General features: G+C 51.7%; 19 protein-coding genes. 10 read left to right on the plus strand and 9 right to left on the minus strand.

The genetic code is table 11. The features are described 5' to 3' along the window. Positions 1–32: 32 nt before the first annotated feature. A complete protein-coding gene (locus IPQ00_05130) occupies positions 33–1,184 on the plus strand; it encodes a VWA domain-containing protein (protein MBL0239944.1) in 1,152 nt (383 codons plus the stop codon). 2 nt (positions 1,185–1,186) lie between these two features. Here the strand turns inward: IPQ00_05130 and IPQ00_05135 are convergent, their stop codons facing one another. Next, entirely contained in the window at positions 1,187–2,482 is a 1,296-nt protein-coding gene (locus tag IPQ00_05135; protein ID MBL0239945.1) for a glucose-1-phosphate adenylyltransferase, read from the minus strand. A 183-nt stretch (positions 2,483–2,665) separates the two neighbouring features. On the opposite strand from IPQ00_05135, the gene IPQ00_05140 reads away from it, so the two are divergent. Next, positions 2,666–3,436 (plus strand): transglycosylase domain-containing protein, encoded by a 771-nt coding sequence (locus tag IPQ00_05140; protein ID MBL0239946.1) that lies wholly within the window; start codon positions 2,666–2,668, stop codon positions 3,434–3,436. Positions 3,437–3,921: 485 nt separating this feature from the next. On the opposite strand, the gene IPQ00_05145 is transcribed toward IPQ00_05140, so the two are convergent. Then, entirely contained in the window at positions 3,922–4,188 is a 267-nt protein-coding gene (locus tag IPQ00_05145; GenBank protein MBL0239947.1) for a hypothetical protein, read from the minus strand. 129 nt (positions 4,189–4,317) lie between these two features. Here IPQ00_05145 and IPQ00_05150 point away from each other — a divergent pair, with 129 nt between their 5' ends. The 5 genes from IPQ00_05150 (at position 4,318) to IPQ00_05170 (ending at position 9,502) form a co-directional block, all read left to right on the plus strand. Further along, the gene (locus IPQ00_05150) at positions 4,318–4,866 is read left to right on the plus strand and encodes a transposase (GenBank protein MBL0239948.1); all 549 of its coding nucleotides are present in this window, start codon (positions 4,318–4,320) and stop codon (positions 4,864–4,866) included. Between the two features lie 151 nt (positions 4,867–5,017). After that, positions 5,018–5,341 (plus strand): hypothetical protein, encoded by a 324-nt coding sequence (locus IPQ00_05155; protein ID MBL0239949.1) that lies wholly within the window; start codon positions 5,018–5,020, stop codon positions 5,339–5,341. 237 nt (positions 5,342–5,578) lie between these two features. Continuing rightward, complete coding sequence (locus IPQ00_05160; GenBank protein MBL0239950.1) at positions 5,579–5,785, plus strand: hypothetical protein; 207 nt, start codon at positions 5,579–5,581, stop codon at positions 5,783–5,785. Between the two features lie 148 nt (positions 5,786–5,933). Next, entirely contained in the window at positions 5,934–7,172 is a 1,239-nt protein-coding gene (locus tag IPQ00_05165) for an AAA family ATPase (protein MBL0239951.1), read from the plus strand. 437 nt (positions 7,173–7,609) lie between these two features. Beyond that, complete coding sequence (locus tag IPQ00_05170; GenBank protein ID MBL0239952.1) at positions 7,610–9,502, plus strand: phosphoenolpyruvate carboxykinase (GTP); 1,893 nt, start codon at positions 7,610–7,612, stop codon at positions 9,500–9,502. 125 nt (positions 9,503–9,627) lie between these two features. Here the strand turns inward: IPQ00_05170 and IPQ00_05175 are convergent, their stop codons facing one another. Then, a complete protein-coding gene (locus IPQ00_05175) occupies positions 9,628–11,139 on the minus strand; it encodes a hypothetical protein (protein MBL0239953.1) in 1,512 nt (503 codons plus the stop codon). A gap of 664 nt (positions 11,140–11,803) precedes the next feature. Here IPQ00_05175 and IPQ00_05180 point away from each other — a divergent pair. Genes IPQ00_05180 through IPQ00_05190 form a run of 3 tightly spaced genes read left to right on the plus strand, consistent with a single transcriptional unit; the run spans position 11,804 to position 12,782 of the window. Next, on the plus strand, positions 11,804–12,208 hold the full coding sequence (locus IPQ00_05180) for a DoxX family protein (GenBank protein ID MBL0239954.1): 405 nt from the start codon (positions 11,804–11,806) through the stop codon (positions 12,206–12,208). Between the two features lie 13 nt (positions 12,209–12,221). Continuing rightward, positions 12,222–12,440 (plus strand): redoxin domain-containing protein, encoded by a 219-nt coding sequence (locus IPQ00_05185; protein ID MBL0239955.1) that lies wholly within the window; start codon positions 12,222–12,224, stop codon positions 12,438–12,440. Positions 12,441–12,470: 30 nt separating this feature from the next. Beyond that, positions 12,471–12,782 (plus strand): peroxiredoxin family protein, encoded by a 312-nt coding sequence (locus IPQ00_05190; protein ID MBL0239956.1) that lies wholly within the window; start codon positions 12,471–12,473, stop codon positions 12,780–12,782. A 24-nt stretch (positions 12,783–12,806) separates the two neighbouring features. Here the strand turns inward: IPQ00_05190 and xseB are convergent, their stop codons facing one another. The 6 genes from xseB to IPQ00_05220 form a co-directional block, all read right to left on the minus strand. Continuing rightward, positions 12,807–13,040: an exodeoxyribonuclease VII small subunit gene (gene xseB, locus IPQ00_05195; GenBank protein MBL0239957.1), complete on the minus strand. Its 234-nt coding sequence runs from the start codon at positions 13,038–13,040 to the stop codon at positions 12,807–12,809. A 2-nt stretch (positions 13,041–13,042) separates the two neighbouring features. Continuing rightward, entirely contained in the window at positions 13,043–13,747 is a 705-nt protein-coding gene (locus IPQ00_05200; protein ID MBL0239958.1) for a hypothetical protein, read from the minus strand. 15 nt (positions 13,748–13,762) lie between these two features. Beyond that, entirely contained in the window at positions 13,763–15,079 is a 1,317-nt protein-coding gene (gene xseA, locus IPQ00_05205; GenBank protein ID MBL0239959.1) for an exodeoxyribonuclease VII large subunit, read from the minus strand. A 166-nt stretch (positions 15,080–15,245) separates the two neighbouring features. Then, the gene (locus IPQ00_05210) at positions 15,246–17,009 is read right to left on the minus strand and encodes a VWA domain-containing protein (protein ID MBL0239960.1); all 1,764 of its coding nucleotides are present in this window, start codon (positions 17,007–17,009) and stop codon (positions 15,246–15,248) included. Between the two features lie 39 nt (positions 17,010–17,048). Beyond that, the gene (locus tag IPQ00_05215) at positions 17,049–19,403 is read right to left on the minus strand and encodes a serine/threonine protein kinase (GenBank protein MBL0239961.1); all 2,355 of its coding nucleotides are present in this window, start codon (positions 19,401–19,403) and stop codon (positions 17,049–17,051) included. Between the two features lie 348 nt (positions 19,404–19,751). After that, on the minus strand, positions 19,752–20,666 hold the full coding sequence (locus IPQ00_05220; GenBank protein MBL0239962.1) for an AAA family ATPase: 915 nt from the start codon (positions 20,664–20,666) through the stop codon (positions 19,752–19,754). Between the last annotated feature and the right edge of the window lie 82 nt (positions 20,667–20,748).

Genomic DNA, 20,748 nt, shown 5'->3' on the forward strand with positions numbered 1-20,748 from the left:
TCGAACGCGATAACTTGGTCGAGTTGATCCTAATGTCGAGACGAATCGTCAACATATTTCTGCTTGCCGCGATGTTCGCGGTCGGCGTAGCGTCGGCTCAATCGGGCCGCGTTAATCCGGTTGGAAACGGGCGTTTGAATGAACGGCCGCCGGCGGCCCAGCCATCGCCGACTCCTGCGGAAACTGCTCCCGATCCATCGTCGGCCACGGCGGCCGACGACGAAATCATCAAAGTCGAAACACAGCTCGTTTCGGTCCCGATCCGCGTGATGGACAAGAAAGGCCGTTTTGTCGAGGGCCTTACCCGCGAAGACTTTAAGGTATATGAGGACGGCGTCGAGCAGCAGATCGCCCTTTTCGCTAATGAGAACGAACCGTTCACGGTCGCTCTGGTGCTTGATATGAGTTATTCGACGACATTCAAGATCGCCGAGATCCAATCGGCGGCGATAGCCTTTATTGACCAACTGCGGCCGCAAGATAAGGTGATGGTGATCTCGTTTGACCAGGACGTGCATATGCTCTGCGAGGCGACCAGCGACCGGGCGTCGATCTATAGGGCGATCAAACGAACGCGGATATCGACCGGCACCAGCCTGTACGAAGCGGTCGATCTGACGATAAATGACCGTATGCGGAGCATCCGCGGCCGCAAGGCGATAATTCTGTTTACGGATGGTGTCGACACCACCAGTCGGCGTGTCCACGACCGTAATAATCTCGATGACGCGATGGAGCTCGATTCGCTGATCTATACGATCAGGTACGATACCTTCGCAGACGTTCAGGCAATGAAAAATGGTTCGGTCATCGGCAAACCCACGATCCGGAGCCCTTTGCCGCCGGTCGGCGGCGACCCGTCGGGTTTCCCGGTTCCAAGCTCCGGGTCGCCCGGCAATCGCGGAACGACGGCTGAAGAATATCGACGAGCTGAGGAATATCTCGAAGCTCTCGCTGCACGCACTGGCGGCAGGCGATACGATGCCACGACGCTCGGCAACCTTGCCGCCGCATATTCTAAGATAGCGAGCGAGTTGCGCGAATTTTATAGTATTGGATATTATCCGGCGAACGAACGCGTTGCCGGCAAACGAGCGATCGTTAAGGTCAAGACCAACCGCCCCGGCACCGTTGTCAGAGCACGCGAAGGGTATATGATCCGGCGCGATCGCTCAAAACGTTAAGCTTATATCTCGGTGCCGTCGGGAATGATCGCGTTTTTAGGGACGATGATGATGCCGTCGCGGATATAGTACCATTTGCTCTCGTGATCGAAATGGTCGATCCCGTCCTTATTCACGAGCCTTACGTTGTTACCGATCCGCACATTCTTGTCGATGATGGCCCGCTTGATCACGGTGTCTTTGCCGATGCCGATGGCAGGTTTGCCCTGAGCGATCATCTCGCACATCTCCTCGATCGATTCGAGAAAGTCTGATCCCATTATGATCGATTCTTCGATCGTCGTCCCGTGATCGATCCTGCATCTCAGCCCGATTATCGACCGTCTCGCCGTTACGCCGTTTAGGATACAGCCTTCGCTGACCATCGAATTGTCGATATCGCAATCGTGCAATTTCGACGGCGGCAGATAGCGACTACGGGTGTAGATGGGAGCCTCAGTATCAAAAAAATTGAATTTTGGCAGCGGTGCCGCCAGATCGAGATTGGCCTCGTAAAATGCCTTGATCGTCCCGATATCTTCCCAATAGCCGTCGAAAAGATATGCCTGAACATTAAAATTATTGATCGCCGCCGGGATGATCTCGCGGCCAAAGTCCACCCAGGTGCGATCCGTTTTGAGCAGATCGACCAACTTGTTGTAATTAAAAACGTAGATTCCCATCGACGCCAAATAAGGGCGTTTGGCCGCTTCCTCCGAGTCGAGCCCGAAATTAGTCGTATCCACCCGCATTTGCTCTAGGTCGTCGCCTTTCGGCTTTTCCTTAAATTCGTGGATCGCTCCGCTCGCATCTGTTTTCAGCAGTCCAAATTCCTCTGCCTCATCGGGACGGCACGGCACGACCGAGACGGTCAGGTCCGCACCGGTGCTGAAGTGACGATCCAGAAACTTGCGGTAGTCCATTCGGTACAAATGGTCGCCCGACAGAATCAGCAGTGTATCCACCTTCCAGTCGCGCAGGTGCGGCAACATCTGACGAACGGCATCGGCAGTGCCCTGAAACCATTCGGGGTTATCCTTGGTCTGCTCGGCCGCCAATACCTCCACAAAACCGGTCGTAAAGCTCGAAAATCGATACGTCCGCGAAATATGTCGATTGAGCGACGCCGAATTGTACTGCGTAAGGACAAATATCTGGGTTATATCTGAATTGATACAATTTGAGACCGGCACATCGATCAGTCGATAAGTCCCGCCAAGCGGAACCGCCGGTTTTGACCGTTCGTGCGTGAGCGGAAAAAGCCGCGAACCTGCTCCGCCTCCGAGAACTACAGCAACGACATTATCGTATTGACCCATAATGAGAAATAGTAAATTGTAAATTGTAAATAGTAAATCGAGAATCGTGGGTTGAGCGTGGATTATGAAGGATCGGCAAAAGAAGGTCCGGGTTCTGCCCTAGTTGAACGACCTTCGCCGACTTACAACTCACGCTCCGCCATTTACTAATCGCGATCCACGATTTACTATTTACGACTAACGATGTGGTACTGGACCAAATTGCTTTTCATTATCTTTGCCGGGGCGGTCGCGGTGTGGATCGGGTACGAATTGATCACGTTTCCCGCTATTTCACGTCTGCGGACCGAGAATCCGACCACGTCGTCGATGATCGAATTTCGCATTTCCGAGGCCCGGGCCGAGGGCAAAGAGCCTAAGAAAGCGATGATCTGGACGCCGATCGAGCAGATCTCGCCAAATCTGCAAAGGGCCGTGCTTGCCGGCGAAGATTCCAGATTTTTTCAGCACAATGGTTTTGACTGGGACGCTATCCAGGCCGCGTGGGACGAGGCCGTCAAGGAAGGCGAAAAAGAAGCCAAAGAAGAGGGCGACTATGACCCGAACGACTGGATCCCGCCGATGCCCAGTTTCAAACGCGGTGCATCGACCGTCACGCAGCAGCTTTCCAAAAACCTTTTTCTTTCCGAAGATCGCAATTTCCTTAGAAAGGGCAGGGAAGCCGTCTATACCTATTTTCTCGAACGGGAATTGACCAAAAAACGTATTCTCGAGATATATCTGAACATCATCGAGTGGGGCGACGGCATCTACGGAGCCGAGGCCGCTTCGCGGTTCTATTTCAAGAAAAGTGCGTCGGACCTGACCCGCGAAGACGCCGCATTCCTCGCCGCTATGATCCCGAGTCCGCTCAACGTCTTTAACCCCGCCAAAAACCGAAAACGCGTAGTCCGCCGCCAACGCGTCATCCTCCGCGGAATGAACTCGATCAAACTCGCATACTCCGAAAAATAAAGCCCCGCCCCGTCAATGTCCTCTGGCTGACCGATGACGCGGTAAACGCCGCCCGTCGCCGAAGGTGACGAAGATAATAGCCCGGGGTGAAACCCCGGGGAAACGTCCGGGTCGTTCGCTCCCTGAAGGGGAGCAACATCCGTCGCCGGTGTTTGTTCGACCCCGTCAGGGTCGGAATCTATTGGTGATATGTTCCCAGGGTGGCGGCTCTGAGCCTTACCCTGGGCTATTATATTTGTCCCTTTCAGGGACGAAGCCGCCTTTTCCCCAACGGCTGTCATCCCAAAGCTGTCCTTTAACCGCAGTTTCATAAGACCGACGACGAGGTATTGGTCGTCTCTGGATTCTCAACCCGTTTCGACGGGCTTTTGGGTTGGATAGCCGAGGCTACCTGAGCCCACTCGCCTTCGAAACCGGCCACCGCCATCGAACGACGAACCGCGCGGTTCGTCGTTTTTTTAACATCAACATCAATTGACAAAAATTCAACAAAAGGAGTAAAAACTAAGCAACACTCGTGTCTCACTTTTTAGGACCACCTCACTCTGCCCACAACCACTTTCATATTCAAAAAACTTTATTTTGCCGCGTTTATTTGCGAATTCGATATCAAAGGTTTCGTCGTTACTTGGATTTTCGAGAACTTTCACTATCTCTCCAATTCTAAAAGGAGCTCCCTCAATATCCTGGTAACGCGGGTTTTTCGTTAGAATATGATTTGAAATATAATGGTCGAGTTCTTCGATTGTCATAATTATATTGTGGATCGAAAATCGTTGGAAAATCAATTGCTTTCGCGGCTGTGCCGCTCTATTTGCGGAAAAGCTGTGCTTTTCCGATAGTCTTCTCTAACTCTTGCGGCTACGCCGCTGATTTGTCGAATGTTTCAGGTATCCAGAGATAATCCCGCTTACTATCTAACCTCGGTGGCACACCGTCGTCTGCCGATCTTTCAAACGGATGAGGTTAAACAGATCGTCTGTGATGCATTCGACGAAGCGAGAAAATCGGCCGGAATTATGATTTTCGCCTATGTCATCATGCCCGATCACACTCATGTGTTGACGGACAATGCACGCGAGATGAGAGAAGTATTGCGTTACCTGAACGGCGTTTCGGCAAAGCGTTTGATTAATTATCTAAAAGAGAATGGTTACGAAAGTTCGATTGCCAAACTCCGTATACAAGATCGCGGGAAAAATCATAAACATTCGGTTTACGAACATCACCCAAACGCACTTCGGATAACGGGCGAAGACGCATTTATGCAAAAGGTCAATTATATTCAGCTAAATCCTGTTCGAGCCGGTTTGACCGAGCATCCTGATGATTATCTATATTCGAGTTCGCGACAATGGCACGGAAACTCGTTGGAAATCGAACCTCTAATAACCGATCACAAACAGATCAAATGGAGACCGGCGGCATAGCCGCAAGGGCTAGCTAAGTCTGCCGGAAAAGCACAGCTTTTCCGCAAATAGAGCGGCTAAGCCGCAAGGACACCCGCGTGAGGCCCGCGAAAAAGTAATCATGTATAGGAATGACGCTATACAGGACCGGACAAGGGTTTCGTATCGTAACTTGATAAACATAACGGCAGAGCGCATTTCTGCGGCTGGTGGAATTCCCAAAAGCAACGATCTAATAGACCTTGCGGTTAACTTGGACAATGACTTTATCTTCGAAATGAAATCGACGACAGATGACAATGTTCGTAGCCAGATCAGAAAAGGCGTGAGCCAGCTTTATGAATACAAATACCTCCAAAACAAACCCGATGCGAATCTTGTTTTAGTTGTCGAAAGACCTCTGAATGTTGTTACACAATGGATGCATGAATATCTTGAGCAAGATCGAGACATTCTTTTACTTGGGGATGGTGACAATCGATTGTTTGGCTCATAAAATCGGGGTCACACTTGCGATATTGCAATTCTCTGTTCGGATTCATACTTCTCGATCGTGTGAGCGATCCTGGTTGCCGTGTCGATGTAGCGATACGGGGCAGGATTTCGATACTATGATCTTTCATTAAACTTCTCCGGACATTGCCCTTCTCTTTCGACGCGATCGAGCGAAAGGGCGATCGCCTTTTGGCCATTCGCCGGTCGTGGAGTTTTGCGAAGCGGCGATAGCGTCATTTTGTACCTGTTGCTCTTTGGTGTCAATGGATCTGTTCGCGGCGAACATCTGTCAGAACCGGGAGCGATAGCGACTAGGTTCTTTCCGGGTTCTTCCCCATTCCGCCTAAAAGACTCGATAGACTCGATAGACCAGACAGACTCAAAGGACTCGCCGACCCATCACACTCGCGTTCCTGCCCTTACAGACGGCAATCGCAGTGCCTGACACCGTCATCTTTATTGCGGTTCCACAGCGGTTGCTAATGGTCAGATAAGCGATCAGAGATCCAAATTACCTCAGATTCGCTCTGAATATTGCATAGATGAAACAGAATGCTCTTGACGGCACGCACCAATCGGATTAAAATTGAACTATGACTAAAAGTGTAGAATTGCCCGAAAGTGAGTCTGAAGATGAGTATGTCTACGATGACTCGCGGTATGATTCGGCGACCGATTGGGAACCGAACGAGGAGTTGAAGGCGGCAAACGCAGCGTATGAGAAGGAGCGGGCGAGGTATCGCAAGCGGAATCCGAAGGAATACGCGGATCTGCCGGAGATGCTGATCGTGGATAGGACAGATACGTTCATCGCCAGCGGTTGCGAGGCGCCGCCGTTGTGCGAGCTCTTTGGGCCGTTTTGGCGGATGGACGAGCTTTCGTTGATGTTTGCACCGTCGGGTGTCGGCAAGAGTATTCTGGCGGCACAGATCTCGGAGTGTCTGGCACGCGGCGTCCGGCAACCCGTTTTCAAAGATCGCAAAGGTCCGGAGATCCGTCCGCACAAGGTGCTCTATATTGATTTTGAGATGGATCGCTGGCAACTCGCACAGAGATACGCACTGACGACGCCGGACGGAGCCAAGCTTGAACACAACTATCGCTTTTCACCCGATTTCCTGCGGGCTGAGTGCTTCTGGGACGGCAGGTTGATCGAGGGGTACCGCGACTATACAGAGATGCTCCTGGAGGATATCAAGGTCAAATCGAATGCATTCGAAGCAACAGTTTTGGTGATCGATAATATCTCGTTCCTCACACGCGGGCGCAGTGCCAATGCGACTATAGCCTTTCAACTGATGGAGAGCCTGCAAACTCTGAAAAAGTGTCTGGGGCTCTCGATCCTCGTGATCGCCCACACGCCAAAGTCGATAAGGCCGGGCTTTCTGACCGAGAGGGAACTGCAGGGATCAGGCGATCTGACCAAGGTCGCCGACTCGATCTTTGCCATTGGGCGCTCACGCATTGAGCCCGATCTGAGGTATCTCAAACAGATCAAGTGCCGCTCGGGCCGCATCGAGTACGGCGAGGAGAACGTCGCGGTCTATCGCCTTGCCAAACTCGATCTCGCCGCCCGGATCGGACTTAACTCCGCCGATACTCCGCCGCTCGAGAATTTTCTGGGCTTTGACTTCATCACCTCCGAACCCGAAGAGCTGCACTGCCAGATGCCCTGGCTGAAGGGGACTAAGTCTAAGCCGGGCCCGAAACTAGATATTGGCCTCATCCGACGTGCTAAATCGCTCGCTTTGACGGGAATGAGTGCACGCGGGATCGCCGCAAAGTTGGGTGTCGCAAAGACGACTGCGTCAAGATATGCAAAACGAGCCTGACCGCAAATTAGTGTGAATTTTCTCACGAAAAATTGGGGTCGAGGGGGACGAAATTAATTAGGGACACTTTGAGCTCGTAACTGCAATCATCACAAAAGTTAGGGTGTCCCAAATTGTCAGAATATCGAAAATTAATTAGGGACACCTGCTGTTTGTAAATATTTGAAAACAAGCTGGTTAGCCAGATGAGAAGGCATTATGGAATTTTTTGTAATCTCGATGGAATTTGGGACACTTTGGCTGCGGCCGCCCGAATGGGAATTGAGATCGTCAGATGCACTATTCATCAGTCTACGATTATTCCGAAGAACTTCTGTTAACAATTTCGTGATGCCGTGATAACCTATCCAAATAGCGTCAAGAAATGAGCCTTATCGCTCGTTTGCTCAATTTTATTAAATATTTTAATAGTATCCCATTTTGAGGAACTCAATTTTATGACTGATCTGAACATTCCATCAACGATCACGAACGAGGAGCTTATCAAGTTTGTCACCGAGGCGGTGCAACTGTGCAAACCCGACACCGTTTATTGGTGTGACGGTTCGAGCGAGGAGTACGACCGACTTTGCCGCGAAATGGTCGACGCCGGCACCTTTGTTAAGCTCAACGAAGAAAAGCGGCCTAATTCATTCCTGGCTCGCTCACACCCGTCAGATGTGGCACGTGTCGAAGATCGAACCTACATTTGTTCGCTCGCCAAGGGCGATGCCGGGCCGACCAATAATTGGATGGCTCCGCTCGAGATGAAGGCTCTCCTGAAAGGGAAATTTGACGGCAGTATGACGGGCCGCACGATGTATGTTGTGCCGTTCTGTATGGGACCGATCGGGTCACCTATCTCGCAGTTTGGCGTTGAGATCACCGATTCGCCCTACGTTGCGGTCAATATGAAGATAATGACGCGTATGGGAACGCTTGCATTGGAGGCACTCGGGGACGGCGAATTTACACGGTGTCTGCACTCGGTCGGAATGCCGCTTGCCGCCGGACAGGCCGACGTGGCGTGGCCGTGCTCGCCGGACCCGAAAGATAAATACATCGTTCACTTTCCTGAGGAGAATTCGATCATATCGTACGGCTCCGGCTACGGCGGCAACGCTCTCTTGGGCAAAAAGTGCCTCGCGCTTCGAATCGCCTCGACACTCGGACGTGCTCAGGGGTGGCTCGCCGAACATATGCTGATCGTCGGCGTTAAATCGCCGGACGGCCATAAGGACTATGTCTGTGCGGCATTTCCGTCGGCCTGCGGCAAGACAAATTTTGCAATGCTGATCCCGCCTAAGGAATTTCGCGAAGAGGGCTGGGAGATCACCACGATCGGCGACGATATCGCCTGGATCAAGCCCGACGAAAACGGCAAGCTAAGGGCGATCAATCCCGAATTTGGATTTTTTGGTGTCGCTCCCGGCACTAATTATTCGACCAATCCGAACGCGATGGAGTCGATCAAGGCCAATACGATCTTTACCAATGTCGCACTGACTGACGACGGCGACATTTGGTGGGAGGGAATGGACGGTGACGCTCCGGCACACGCTATCGATTGGCAGGGCAACGATTGGACACCGGCCAACGACGGTAAAGCGGCCCACGCCAATTCGCGTTTCACTGCTCCGATCAGCCAATGCCCGGTCGCAGACACACGATTTGACGATCCAAAGGGTGTACCGATCTCGGCATTCATATTCGGCGGACGCCGTAACAGCGTCGTGCCGCTTATACAGCAATCGTTCAATTGGGCATTTGGCGTCTATATGGCCGCAACGATGGGATCGGAGATGACCGCCGCGGCATTCGGCAATATCGGCGAGGTTCGCCGCGATCCTTTTGCAATGCTACCGTTTTGCGGATATCACATGGGCGACTACTTCGGCCATTGGCTCGACGTCGGCCGTAACGTGCCGGAACCGCCGCGGATATTTTCGGTCAACTGGTTTCTCAAGGATGAGAACGGCAAATTCGCCTGGCCCGGTTACGGCGAGAATATGCGTGTCCTGAAATGGATAGTCGAGCGTTCAAGAGGTAAATCCGTGGGTATCGAAACGCCGCTTGGCTGGATGCCGCGTTATGAGGATATGGACTGGCGCGGACTCGACTTTAGCAGGGAACAGTTCGACAAAGTGATGCATCTCGACCGCGATATGTGGCTCAAGGAGATCGCGATGCACGACGAGCTTTTCTTTAAGCTTTATGATCGGTTACCCAAGGAAATGACGTTTATTCGAGAACTATTGGTGTCAAACCTCTGGCGCTCGACCGAACTCGGCCTAGCCGCCCCGGTCGCTGAAGCCGACGATCCGCCGAAAGCGGTCGGTAAGGCGGAGTAGAACTTCGGGAACAATGACTCGGTCATTGAAATGGGCCTCGCAAGTGTTGCGAAGCCCATTTCACTTTGTCCCGACGGACAATGATCATAATTTATGACAATTGACCTTTTAGCCGGTCTTCACTTTTATTTAGTGAACATCGGGCCTCTGGTCACGTGAGTCATATATATGCCTCCCCAACTGTCCTCTTCGTTTGCCATTGTCGCAGTGATCGCCAACATATTGCCGCGGAAACCATCGCGTTCAATACCAAGTCCGGTGATTGGCAACGGTGCCGGGAATCCGGTGGTGAGGGTTGGGTCAATGCTTGCACCGTTCATACCGGTTTCAGCAACGACTCTCATCGGCTGATCGTATGACGGATCGCCCAAGTACAGACCATCAACTATATCTATGTACTCGTTTGTATCATTAAGAATGCCAGTCCTTGCTTTCAGGGCCATCATCCCGTCAGAAACCGCCCCAAACGCGGATGAACGCCATCTTGGAGGCTCAGCATCATCGTCACCCTCTTCAGTAGACGGGGCTTTTCCGGAGTAAACCCAGAAAAGAAAGTCAGTGAAGTCGTTATCGGTGGTAGCTACTGAATATGCTCGTTCTAAATGTAGGTCGTAAACAAACATACCCTGATGAACGGGCACATTGCGCTCCTGATACCATTTTCCACGATCTTCGTCGAAGACACTCAGTGGGTCGACTCCATTACAATAGGCCTTAATATCGCTATTGCCATCCTCCGGACAATAGAGGCGGACCGTCTTCATTTCGCGGCCCCACGCTGCCCAGAATCCGAGATATCTGCCATCGAATGCCAGCGATTCACCTAGTAGGGTAATTTCTCCGGTCTTGACTCCCGGAATCGTCTTACCGATACCCACGATCTCACGAAGTTGTGTTCCAGTCTTCAGATTTGCAAGATATATTCCGCCAAAGTGCGGATTGTCTTCATTATCTAGACCTAGGAACACTACATCGTTTCCGACGATACTCGGCGGAGCGGTAGAGCCGAACGTAAAGGAGCGGAACTTCATACTAGGAGGTAAATTGGGTATCTCCGTATCGGAACTGGCGATCATCTCAGATGGGCCGTTGCCGCCGCCCGGTGTATTTAGAAGGTGTCGCGCGAAGATTCCAGTCTTTCCGACTCCATTTATGGTGAAGTTTCCCTTGAATGCGATCGTGCCTCGGTCATTGATGGCAGGTGATCCGGGAAATACATCAAATGCAACACCAGGGAAACCTGGGACGGAGTACTGCTCAAATTCGGGTACAGCCCCCAATTTTGAGGCTCCGGTTATTGTATATCCTCCGCCGATGTCGACGTAGATTCCTGTGGTGCCGGCCCGGCTTTCAGTTCCGTCGGGCAGGAGGAAACGGTAGACCGGCTTATGTATGCCGCGCGTCGCCGTGAAGTTAGAATTCATCGCAATCCGAGGAATCGACGGAAATTCGGTAAACGTAGTTGCCAAATTGTTTGGATATGGAACTAGCTCGCTAACGTCCGCCATAGCATCCACAAAGCCTTTCGGGAACTGCTTCGTGAATATGCCGGTTATATGCTGTCCACCCGTGCTACGGGCTCTAAACACGATCATTCCCTGTGAGTTGATCGATGGCTGTCCATAGCTACTGAACACAACAGTATGACCGGGAATTGATATGCTATTGTTCACGATCGTATGCCAACTGAATGGTTCCGGGATCAAACGTTTGGAAGTTTGAGTACTTGGGATTGCTTTTACGAGGCGATCAGTGCGTTGGGCGCTGGTCGGAGCTTCAAATGTTAGGAAAATTAAACTTGAGAGAGTTAGTAATGTTGCGACTAACAAAAGCCGAATGTTCATTTTTCACCTCCACGATCAATCGCGCCGATGAAACCAATTGATCGATTCAAACTATCATCTTCAGAAGACGGTTTTGGCCAATTCCAAAACTTCGCCGAAATAGTAATTCCGCCGAATCAGGCGGCTGATTTTTACTGCACGTCTCAAATGCTTTTACGCAAATGGAAAATCCTATACAGTTTAAGCGCAATTCACGTGCCAACCGATTTGTCGAATTAACCGATAATTATTGATAGAATATCCACATTTATTCAATCGACTCAATATGAATTGAGCATCGGAGTGCGAAGTTTTGCACGGTGAACAAGTATATCGAGTGAATTCTCACATTTCGCCGTTGATATCGACTCGTGATCGAAATTCCCAATTAAGATTGTAAAATGTGTAAGTTTAAGGACAACGATGTAATAAAATGAGCTATACTGACTACCTTACAACTACGTAGTTTGAAGAATCTATGAACGGCTTTTTAAGCAGATACTCGACGTATATTTACGCTACTCTTCGCATCGTCACCGGGTTTTTATTTATGTGGCACGGCTCACAGAAGTTGCTCGGTTTTCCGCCTGCCGCTTCGGGCAGCGAACTATCGACGGCTATGGCGATCGGCGGCGGGATCGAACTGATCGGTGGCCTGATGATAATGATCGGCTTCTTTGCAGGCTTGGCAGCATTCGTGGCAAGTGGACTGATGGCGGTAGCATATTTTGGCTGGCATTTTAGTACGCAAGCCGTTTTGCCGATTCAAAATAAGGGCGAACTCGCCGTTTTGTATTGCTTTGTACTACTCTACATCGCGGCCCGCGGGTCGGGCGTGTGGAGCGTTGATTCGATCTTTCGCGGTGTCAAAATCGCGGATTAGTAACCCCAAACCTATGACAAAAATGATCATCACGATCGCGGCGTTACTACTTTTTGTCGTTTCGGCATTTGCGCAGACGCCGCAAGCACCGACAACGACCCTGAAAGTAGGCGATGTCGCCCCTGATTTTACTTTGACCGACACAACCGGCAATCCGGTAACGCTAAGTGAATATCGCGGCAAAAAGAATGTCGTCTTGGCATTCTATGTTCTCGCCTTTACCGGTGGCTGAACGAAGGAACTCCAGGCGTATCAGGCTGATATCGCCAAATTTGCCGCGACAGAAACACAGGTTTTAGGGATCAGTATGGACAGCTTTGCGGCTAATAAGCGCTTTGCCGAAGACATCAAGGTAACGTTTCCGTTGCTTAGCGATTGGAAACGTTCAACGACCAAGCAGTATGGTTTATTTAACGAAACCAGCGGTTACGGCGTCCGAGCCACATTTGTGATCGACAAGCAGGGCAAGATCGATCATCTTGAGGTCGGCAAAACGGCGATCGATCCGACCGGGGCATTTCAGGCCTGCGATCTGATCCAAAAACGAAAGGACGATGCCCGTAAAAAGCCGTAATATTCCTTTTCGATACGCTAAAGGTTAACCACGAAGATTTTCCGGTTCGATCGCCTCTGCGGTCAGGTCGCCATCAGCGTCTTTCATAAGTATCTCGATGCGCCGTTCGGCATTTGCCAGGCGCTCACGGCATTTGCGTGAAAGTTTGACGCCGCGTTCAAAAAGTTCAAGGCTTTCCTCTAACCGAAGATCGCCGCTTTCGAGACTATTGACGATCAATTCCAGTTCTTCGAGGGACTTTTCAAAAGTGTTTTCCATAATTATTTGATTAGCTCTTCGGCTTGTCGTAATAGATCCGCCAGATTCCCAATACCGAGCTGGTTTGCGGTCTTATTGATCCCGCCCATCGCGATCGAGATGATCTCCTGGCCGATCTTCTTAGCAATGTCAGTAGCAAGTTGTTCGTCTCGGACCCCGACGATCTGCCAACGAGCACCGTTTCGCCGCATTTTTAGTTCGAGCGGATGTTCGGGCAACTTGCTCTTTACGATAGCATTGTCGCCGGAGACCTTAATGTCCAAATATTGACCCGCTCCCAGGACCATCGCGGCAAAAGGCACATTACCAAATCGCTCGACCCGCTCGCGGATCAATCCCGGCAGTACCGCCCGGGCACGGTCCTTAACCGCCGGCATCATTGGGGCAGCGACCTTTGTTAACTGGCCAACGATCGCCGGCGGAAGTCCGCGGCCATAAATTTCAACGGCTTTGACCGTGATCTGCGGCAGAAAGTCATCGACCACATTATCAATATTTATTAGCTCATCTATCTCGTTTTGATCGTCTCGTTTGGCAGCATCGATCAGCAACGCGAGTGAATATTGCGGTGTATCCTTCAATCGCTGCCAGTATATATAAGATCCAAGACTGCCGATCAGTGATATTACTGCGACCAATGCCAAACCGATCACAAGAAATCGCTTTCGCCGGCCTGCCGCAGTATTCTCTTGTAAATAGATTCTCATTACGGAAAACCGCGGTTATTCAGCGGCGATCACCTCAGCGTCAAGTTTGCCTTTCTCGAGTCGTATAACCAATCTATCGCCGGGTTTGGTCTCAGACGGATCTCGCAATACGCGCCCATCAACGGCTTGCGTGATCGAATAACCGCGAATAAGCACTGCCAACGGAGAAAGAGCGTCGAGCTTTGCGATCTGCAGCTTCAACGCGTCAATTTTGGCATTCACACATCGTTTAGCCTCCGCTGTCCGCCGATGATCCAGCAGCGTCAATCTGCTCTCGGCAGCCGCGAGCCGGGCCATTACCGTCTGCGGAGTCAAACGCGACGCTGAGAGATTATAGCGATCTCTGATCGTTCGAAAGCCGACGGCAAAGCTCTCGTTCATTCGCCCGATCACCCCATCCACGTCGCCACGCGTCTCGAGGACACGATAGCTTATAAGCTGAGAAAGCGTTTGTTCTGCCGAAATGAGCCCATTTATTAGATCGATCTCCCGGCCGGCTACGATCTCGGCTGCAGCAGATGGCGTTGGAGCCCTAAGGTCGGCAACCATATCAGCGATGGTCCAATCGATCTCGTGTCCGACAGCGGATATTACCGGGATCGAGCTTGATCTGATAGCACGAGCAAGTTGCTCGTCGTTAAATGCCCAGAGGTCTTCGGCCGAGCCGCCGCCGCGTCCGACGATCATCACGTCGATCTTGTCAGTGTCCGGCAGAGTCAGGTTGTATTCGTTGGTGTCACAGACGGCCTTTCGGATACTGTCCGCCGCTCCCTCGCCCTGAACGAGCGTCGGAACGAGCACGATGCTTACGGTTCCGGCCCGCCTTGTTAAGACATTGTAAATATCGTGATACGCCGCACCGGTCGAACTTGTGACGACCGCAACCTTACGTGGAAAAAAGGGCAGCGGGCGTTTTAGCTCTGGTGCAAAGAGGCCTTCGCGCTCAAGGCTTGCCTTGATCTGTTCAAATGCCGCCCTTAAGGCTCCTTCGCCGGACGGTTCAAGCGATTCGACGACGATCTGCGTCTCGCCGCGTGCCGGATAAAAGCTGATCTTGCCTCGGACCCGGACCGTTATGCCATTCTGCGGCTTGAACCTGATGCGGAAATTCGTGCCTTTCCAGCAAACGCATTTGATCTGAGCGGAGCCGTCATTAAGGTTGAAATACCAATGCCCTGAGCTCGCCGCGACAAAGTTTACAACCTCGCCCTCGACCCAAATATTGGAAAACTGCCGCTCCAATGCACCGCGCACTTCAGCGTTGAGTTCGGAAACCGATAGTGGCCGTCTTTCGGGTTCCTCAAAAAGTGTTTGTAACAGTGGATTATCCAATAAGCTTCGCCGTCAGATGATCTCGAATATCTAATTTGAACATAATTTAGTTCGATTGTCAGCGTGTACGGGGTCGTTCGCCGATCGACGAATGGCCTGGGTCGTTGAGCAATGGTTTTCGACCGTGATCTGTATAAATTTTACGGTCGAGGGCGGCTTTGCCATATTATTTATTGCCGACCGAGTTGATCGTCACGTACGTATTCTCACGCTTTGCTTTGATCTTGAGCCGCGGAGAATTGCCGGCGGCTGAGTCGGAGCGATACGTGACAATATAGGCGGTGCGGAGTTGGATGACGATATCTTCATACGCCTTTTGGATCTGAGAGATCTGCGAGATCGGATAATAGACTCCGCCCGAAACCTTTGCCAGTCGCTCGCCTTCGCCCTGTGATTTGGCAGACAGCGACATATATTTTTTACGCATCGGGTCGATATCCGCGTTCTGCCCCGAGGCGGCCGCGGCGATCAGGCCCGACGGAACGTAGAGCGGATAAATAAGTGCACCGCTCTCCTGGATCGACCCCATAAGCGAATCAAACGCTAGAAAAGAGCGATTATCTTCGCCGTCAGTTAGGATGACGATCGCGGTGCGTTCGCCCTTTAGTGGCCTAAGCGTGTCTGCAACCGTAAACGCAAGAGCGTCGTAGAATGCCGTGCCGCCGCCGGCGTCAAACGTATCGAGACTTTCAGACAACCTTCCTCGATCAGTCGTAAACTTCGAAAGCACTTTGGAGTCGTCGTTGAACGTGATGATCGCCACACGGTCATTTTTGTCAACGGTTTCGACAAACGCCCGGGCAGCCTTGCGAATAAAATTTACGTAATTCTCAACGCTGCCAGACACGTCCAGCAACAAAACCAGATTGAACGGAGCGGTTGACTGTGTGACGCCGAGCACTTGACGACTCACTCCTCCCTCCGTGACATCAAAATCCTTTACTCCCAGTCCTGCGATCGCACGATTGTCGAGGCCGGTCACGCGGACTAGGGCAGAATGTGTTTCCGCTGCCGCGACATCTGGCATTTCACGTTTGGCAGCGAATTCGGGTTCCTTTTTCAAAGGCGGAAGGCTGCGAGCATAGTCGCCGTAGTATTTAGGTGCTGCACGGCGGATCGCCTCCATTAAAAGTGAGTCGCCGCTACGGACGATCGCCTTTGCGGCATTTGTGAGAGGGCGTTCGCGGAGGTCGCTTCCGACTTCGTTTGGCGGTACATTGATCAGCACGATCCCGCGGGCGGTCGTCAAATCGAGTACGATCGTACCGGACCTTTCACGATTCAATTTCACTTTCTTATCTTTTGGATTTGATTTCACGTCGCTTACTTCGGCTCCGCTTTCGGTATCGGGGACAGGTTTTTCGGTTCTTAATACCGCTTCGCCGCGGTGCGTGCCCTTTATTTCGAATCTGCCGCCCGACCGTTCCTTGATATCTTCAAGATCGAAATCGGCAACATAACGGGGCCGCGACTCGGTCCACTTAAGCGAATACTTTATCTCATCTGACGGCACGTCCAATGTGATGGTCCCGATTTCTGTTTTTGCATTCACTGAGGCGATATTACCCGACACCTCGACCGCCCCGTCTCGTGTCTCGACATTTATTGAGACTCTTTCAGGTACGGTTACGACAACGTCGATCCGCTTCTTAGGGTCAGCCGGCACTATCACGATAACCGCTCGGCCTCCTGAACTTGTTATCTTTAGTTCAGTTTCGGAAAGGGCCTTCGGCGATGTGGCAACGAGTTTTGAAACGACATCGTCGCCCGATTCGGCAATAACGGCAACGCGGCCGGATCGATTGACGATTTCGATGCTCGCTCCCGGAGCAAGTTTCAGTTCACGCACCACGTCCTGTGCCGCTACGACCGTAGCCGCAAACGCCATCGAAATAACTGTCGCGAAAGTTCTGAAAAGGGAATGCTGCATCGCTTATCCGGGAAACAATTTCAACAATTACCGGTCCGATCACGGACGACTCGGTATACGTCCGGACTGAATGAGGCGTGCTCGAACGCGTTCCTGCCATTTCTTACGCGGGCGATCGTTGTCTTCAAACCTTTCGAGTAGATCGGCCATTGGTTCGCCGCCTGCGAGCCGCGTTTTCAAATAAAGCAACGCGACAATTATAGAAGAAAACGAAACCGCAAAGATCTGCAACGGCAAGAAAAAGATCTGAATAAGCGACTCGAGTACAGCGTGTTTCACCCGCGAACGCATATCTTTTTTTTCGCCGCGGACCTCAACGGCGGAACGAGGGCCGACGCGAATATTCAGGTCACCCTCCTTTTCACTCGACACATTTGGCTGCTGGTCAGTTGTCTCGGGGTTCTTTTCCGTAACCGCATTATCGTTTTGAGTGACCTCGACCGGAGCATTTGCCTTCGGATCGAAAGCCTTCGCCGTGACGCCAACGACGAACGATAGTGCACCTGCGAGCACCATCGGCAGCAGAAACATAATTACCGCGGCGGCGAGCGATGTCGTGAATGATCGGGCCGTCAACAGACGCGAGCGACGAAATCCGCCACGAACGCTGAGATTCTCAAGGATCGCGACAGGGGCGATCAACATACACACGACATATCCGTAAAGAAATCCGCCGATCACTCCGACAAGTGCTCCACCACCGGCAAAAAGTGCCGGATCGACCGAAGATCCGGTCGCACTCGTGAGAGCCCAAGCGGTCCCACCAAAACCGATCAAACCGGCAAGAGCAGCAATTGCTGCGAAAATGAACGGGACAAAAACCGTGACGATCCCATTAACACTGATTTTTTTCCATTTGCGCCGTGTTTCGGCTAATGCCGGGCGTAAACGCACAGGCCGCAACGGTACCGCGAGATACTGAGCTACGATCCAGACGATGGTTGCAACGGTCAACGTCGTGAAAAACGCAGTCGCGATCGACGAGATCAACACGATAGCGCCGATCAGGGCGTTGCCTGTCGTTTCGGCAATTGTCCCGCTGATCTTGAGAAATGAAATTGTTACTTGTGCGATCGTCAATAGAGCGACCGGTAGTAAAAAGAATGTCGTAAGCAGCAGAAACTTCGGTAGGTGTTCGCTATATATAACCAACGCTCGCCGCAACAGCCCAAAGATACCTTCCGCTCGCGAACGCATTACACTGGCAAATGCTTCGGCAGTCTGCGGGCGATTATCGGGGTCTTTATCCAGAGCAGAGTGGATCGCTAATCGCATTTTACGACGGACTTTTTTTGCCTTGATCGGTGGTGCCTCAACATTCTTGTGCGACTCCATCACTTCCTTAAAGTCACCCGAAAACGGCGTCTCTCCTGAAAGCATCTGATAGGCGATAACTCCGAGGCTGTAGATATCAGAACGCGGATCCAGGTGTTCACCGCGGCATTGCTCGGGTGACATATAGAGCGGCGTACCCAAGACAGCGCCGACTCGCGTAAGGCCGGAGGTGGTTGGCGAATCAAGTAACGATTTCCCGGTAGAATGCTTTGGGGTGATTCGCAGCGGTGTCGGCGAAAGATCGGCGATCATCTGTGTGCCGACAGTTTCCTGATCGACATTGTCATAGTCAAGGTCGGAAAGTATTGCAGTTTTGCATTCGTCGCCGACCGGATCCACACTAACTGTCGAACCATCTCCCGCCCGCGTCGAGCTTTCGATAGTCTGAGCGATCGTCGACGCCTCGGAAATAATTGTTGAGCCGCCCGCGTCGGCAATTGTGCCCTCGCCGGCATTACCTGAAAGTGTGGTTCGTGCGGGCGATGCGTATGTCGGCATCGGCTGGTAACGCTGGCCGCCCGGAGTTTGCTCGCCGTCAGCCTGATCTTCGAGTTTGGCTATGCCAAAATCGAGCACCTTTACCGTATATCCGCCGCGCTGATTAGGTTCGAGCCAAATATTGTCGGGCTTGAGGTCGCGGTGAATAATGCCTTGTTCGTGAGCTTCCTGAACTGCGGAACAGACCTGTTCGAGAATGTCGAGCGTCCACGCGACCGGCAGATTTCGCTCTTCGTCGAGTATTTCGCCGAGGGTACAACCGTCGAGGTACTCCATTACGAGATACGCGACCTGTCCTACGTTCGACTCGGCAAATCCAAAATCGGTAACATTTACGACATTCGGATGCCTCAATCGCCCCGCGGCTCTTGCCTCACGTCTGAATCGCTCGACAAATTCGGCCCGCTGCATATATTGCGGAGCGATGATCTTGACCGCTACAGGCCGTTCGGTGCCCAGATGTGTTGCCAGATAGACGGTCCCCATACCGCCGCGACCCAACTCGCGTTCGATGTGGTATTTGCCGTCGACTGTCTGCCCAACAAAGTCCAAGTGATCCATACCTGTATGTCCAAAAACTCTAACCGAGTTAACGATCCTATTGCAAGTAATTACGCCACGTCTGCCGCATTAGTTTGGGATAACTCGTAATGTTTTGTAAAAATCCGTTATCAATACATCAACTCAGCCCGGAGTCCAGTTAATTCTAATTAAGAAACTTCGGCAAAAAGCGTGCTTGAGGGCACGAGTTGCCGTGCCATTTGTCGTGCCAAAAATCGTGCCATTTTTGAACTTTTTGCTGCCCTGTAAGTATTGTCAATACAGCTCTTATCGTCACAAATCGTGCCATTTTTCGTCTGTGCAAGGCCCTTCGCCTATGTCAAAGTTCAACCTTTGAGCATAGTTTGATCAGGCATCATTTACATATCGCTTTGCGGTCGATTTGCCGATGCCGAGCAACAAAGCGATCTCCGACAAACTGCGGCCTTCCGATGCCAACCGCTTGGCTCGGCCGATCCGGCCACTACGCTTTGTACGCTTCACGGTCGATCCGGTGGAATATCGCCGCCGCAAAGCGAAATGTCCCTCTTCAGATTCAGATGCCAGAAAATCGAAACCGAGAAAATTTTCTGAACTCGTAGCGTCGGCCACTTTGGTGCCCAACTGAGCGGCGAGATCGAATTTGGCTAAGCGATAGACCGCGACGTTGTCTTCGCCATACTCGATGCGGCCCGAACGGCACTTGATCTGTTTGAGATACCTTAGATCCGGCGATAGGCGGGAACGTCCGATCGCAAAGATCGAGTCGGCGACCTTTACGAGGTCGCCTGAACCCTGCAGATCTTGCTCTGTCAAAGGGCCGTGCCGTAGTGACTTGGGCGTGTGAGCGACGATCAGGATCGATATTTCGCGTGATTTCTTGAGTTTCTGCAGTTGATGCATCAACTTAAAGGCTACGGTCGCATTGGCGATGGTGCCGGGTGTCAGAAAGGATAGGTTGTCGATGATCAAGATCTGGACATCGTGGTCCGCGATCCGATTATCAAAATCCTGCAGGAGCATATCTGTAAAACTGTAATATCCCTCGATCATATTGCCGTCCCAGTAATCCTCACCGCGCAAAAAGTTGGGTGACATCTCATATTTGTCTTCAAGCGTGACGCCGTCCTCGCCGATGACGGCATAGCGCTGTCGGAATTGAGCCCGGTCGAGTTCGAAATCGATATAGAGAACCTTTTTCGGTTCCAGTGCAGGTGTCTGGCGATCGTCGAATGGCGGGATCCGCTTGTCCCGTGCGAGACACTCGGCGATCTGCGTCGCCAAAACGCTCTTGCCCACACCGAATGGGAAAAGAGGATCGACAGTTCCATCTCGTGCCAGAATGGCCCGAAGACCTCTTTGATAG

Source organism: Chloracidobacterium sp., from assembly GCA_016720705.1.
GTDB lineage: Bacteria > Acidobacteriota > Blastocatellia > Pyrinomonadales > Pyrinomonadaceae > OLB17.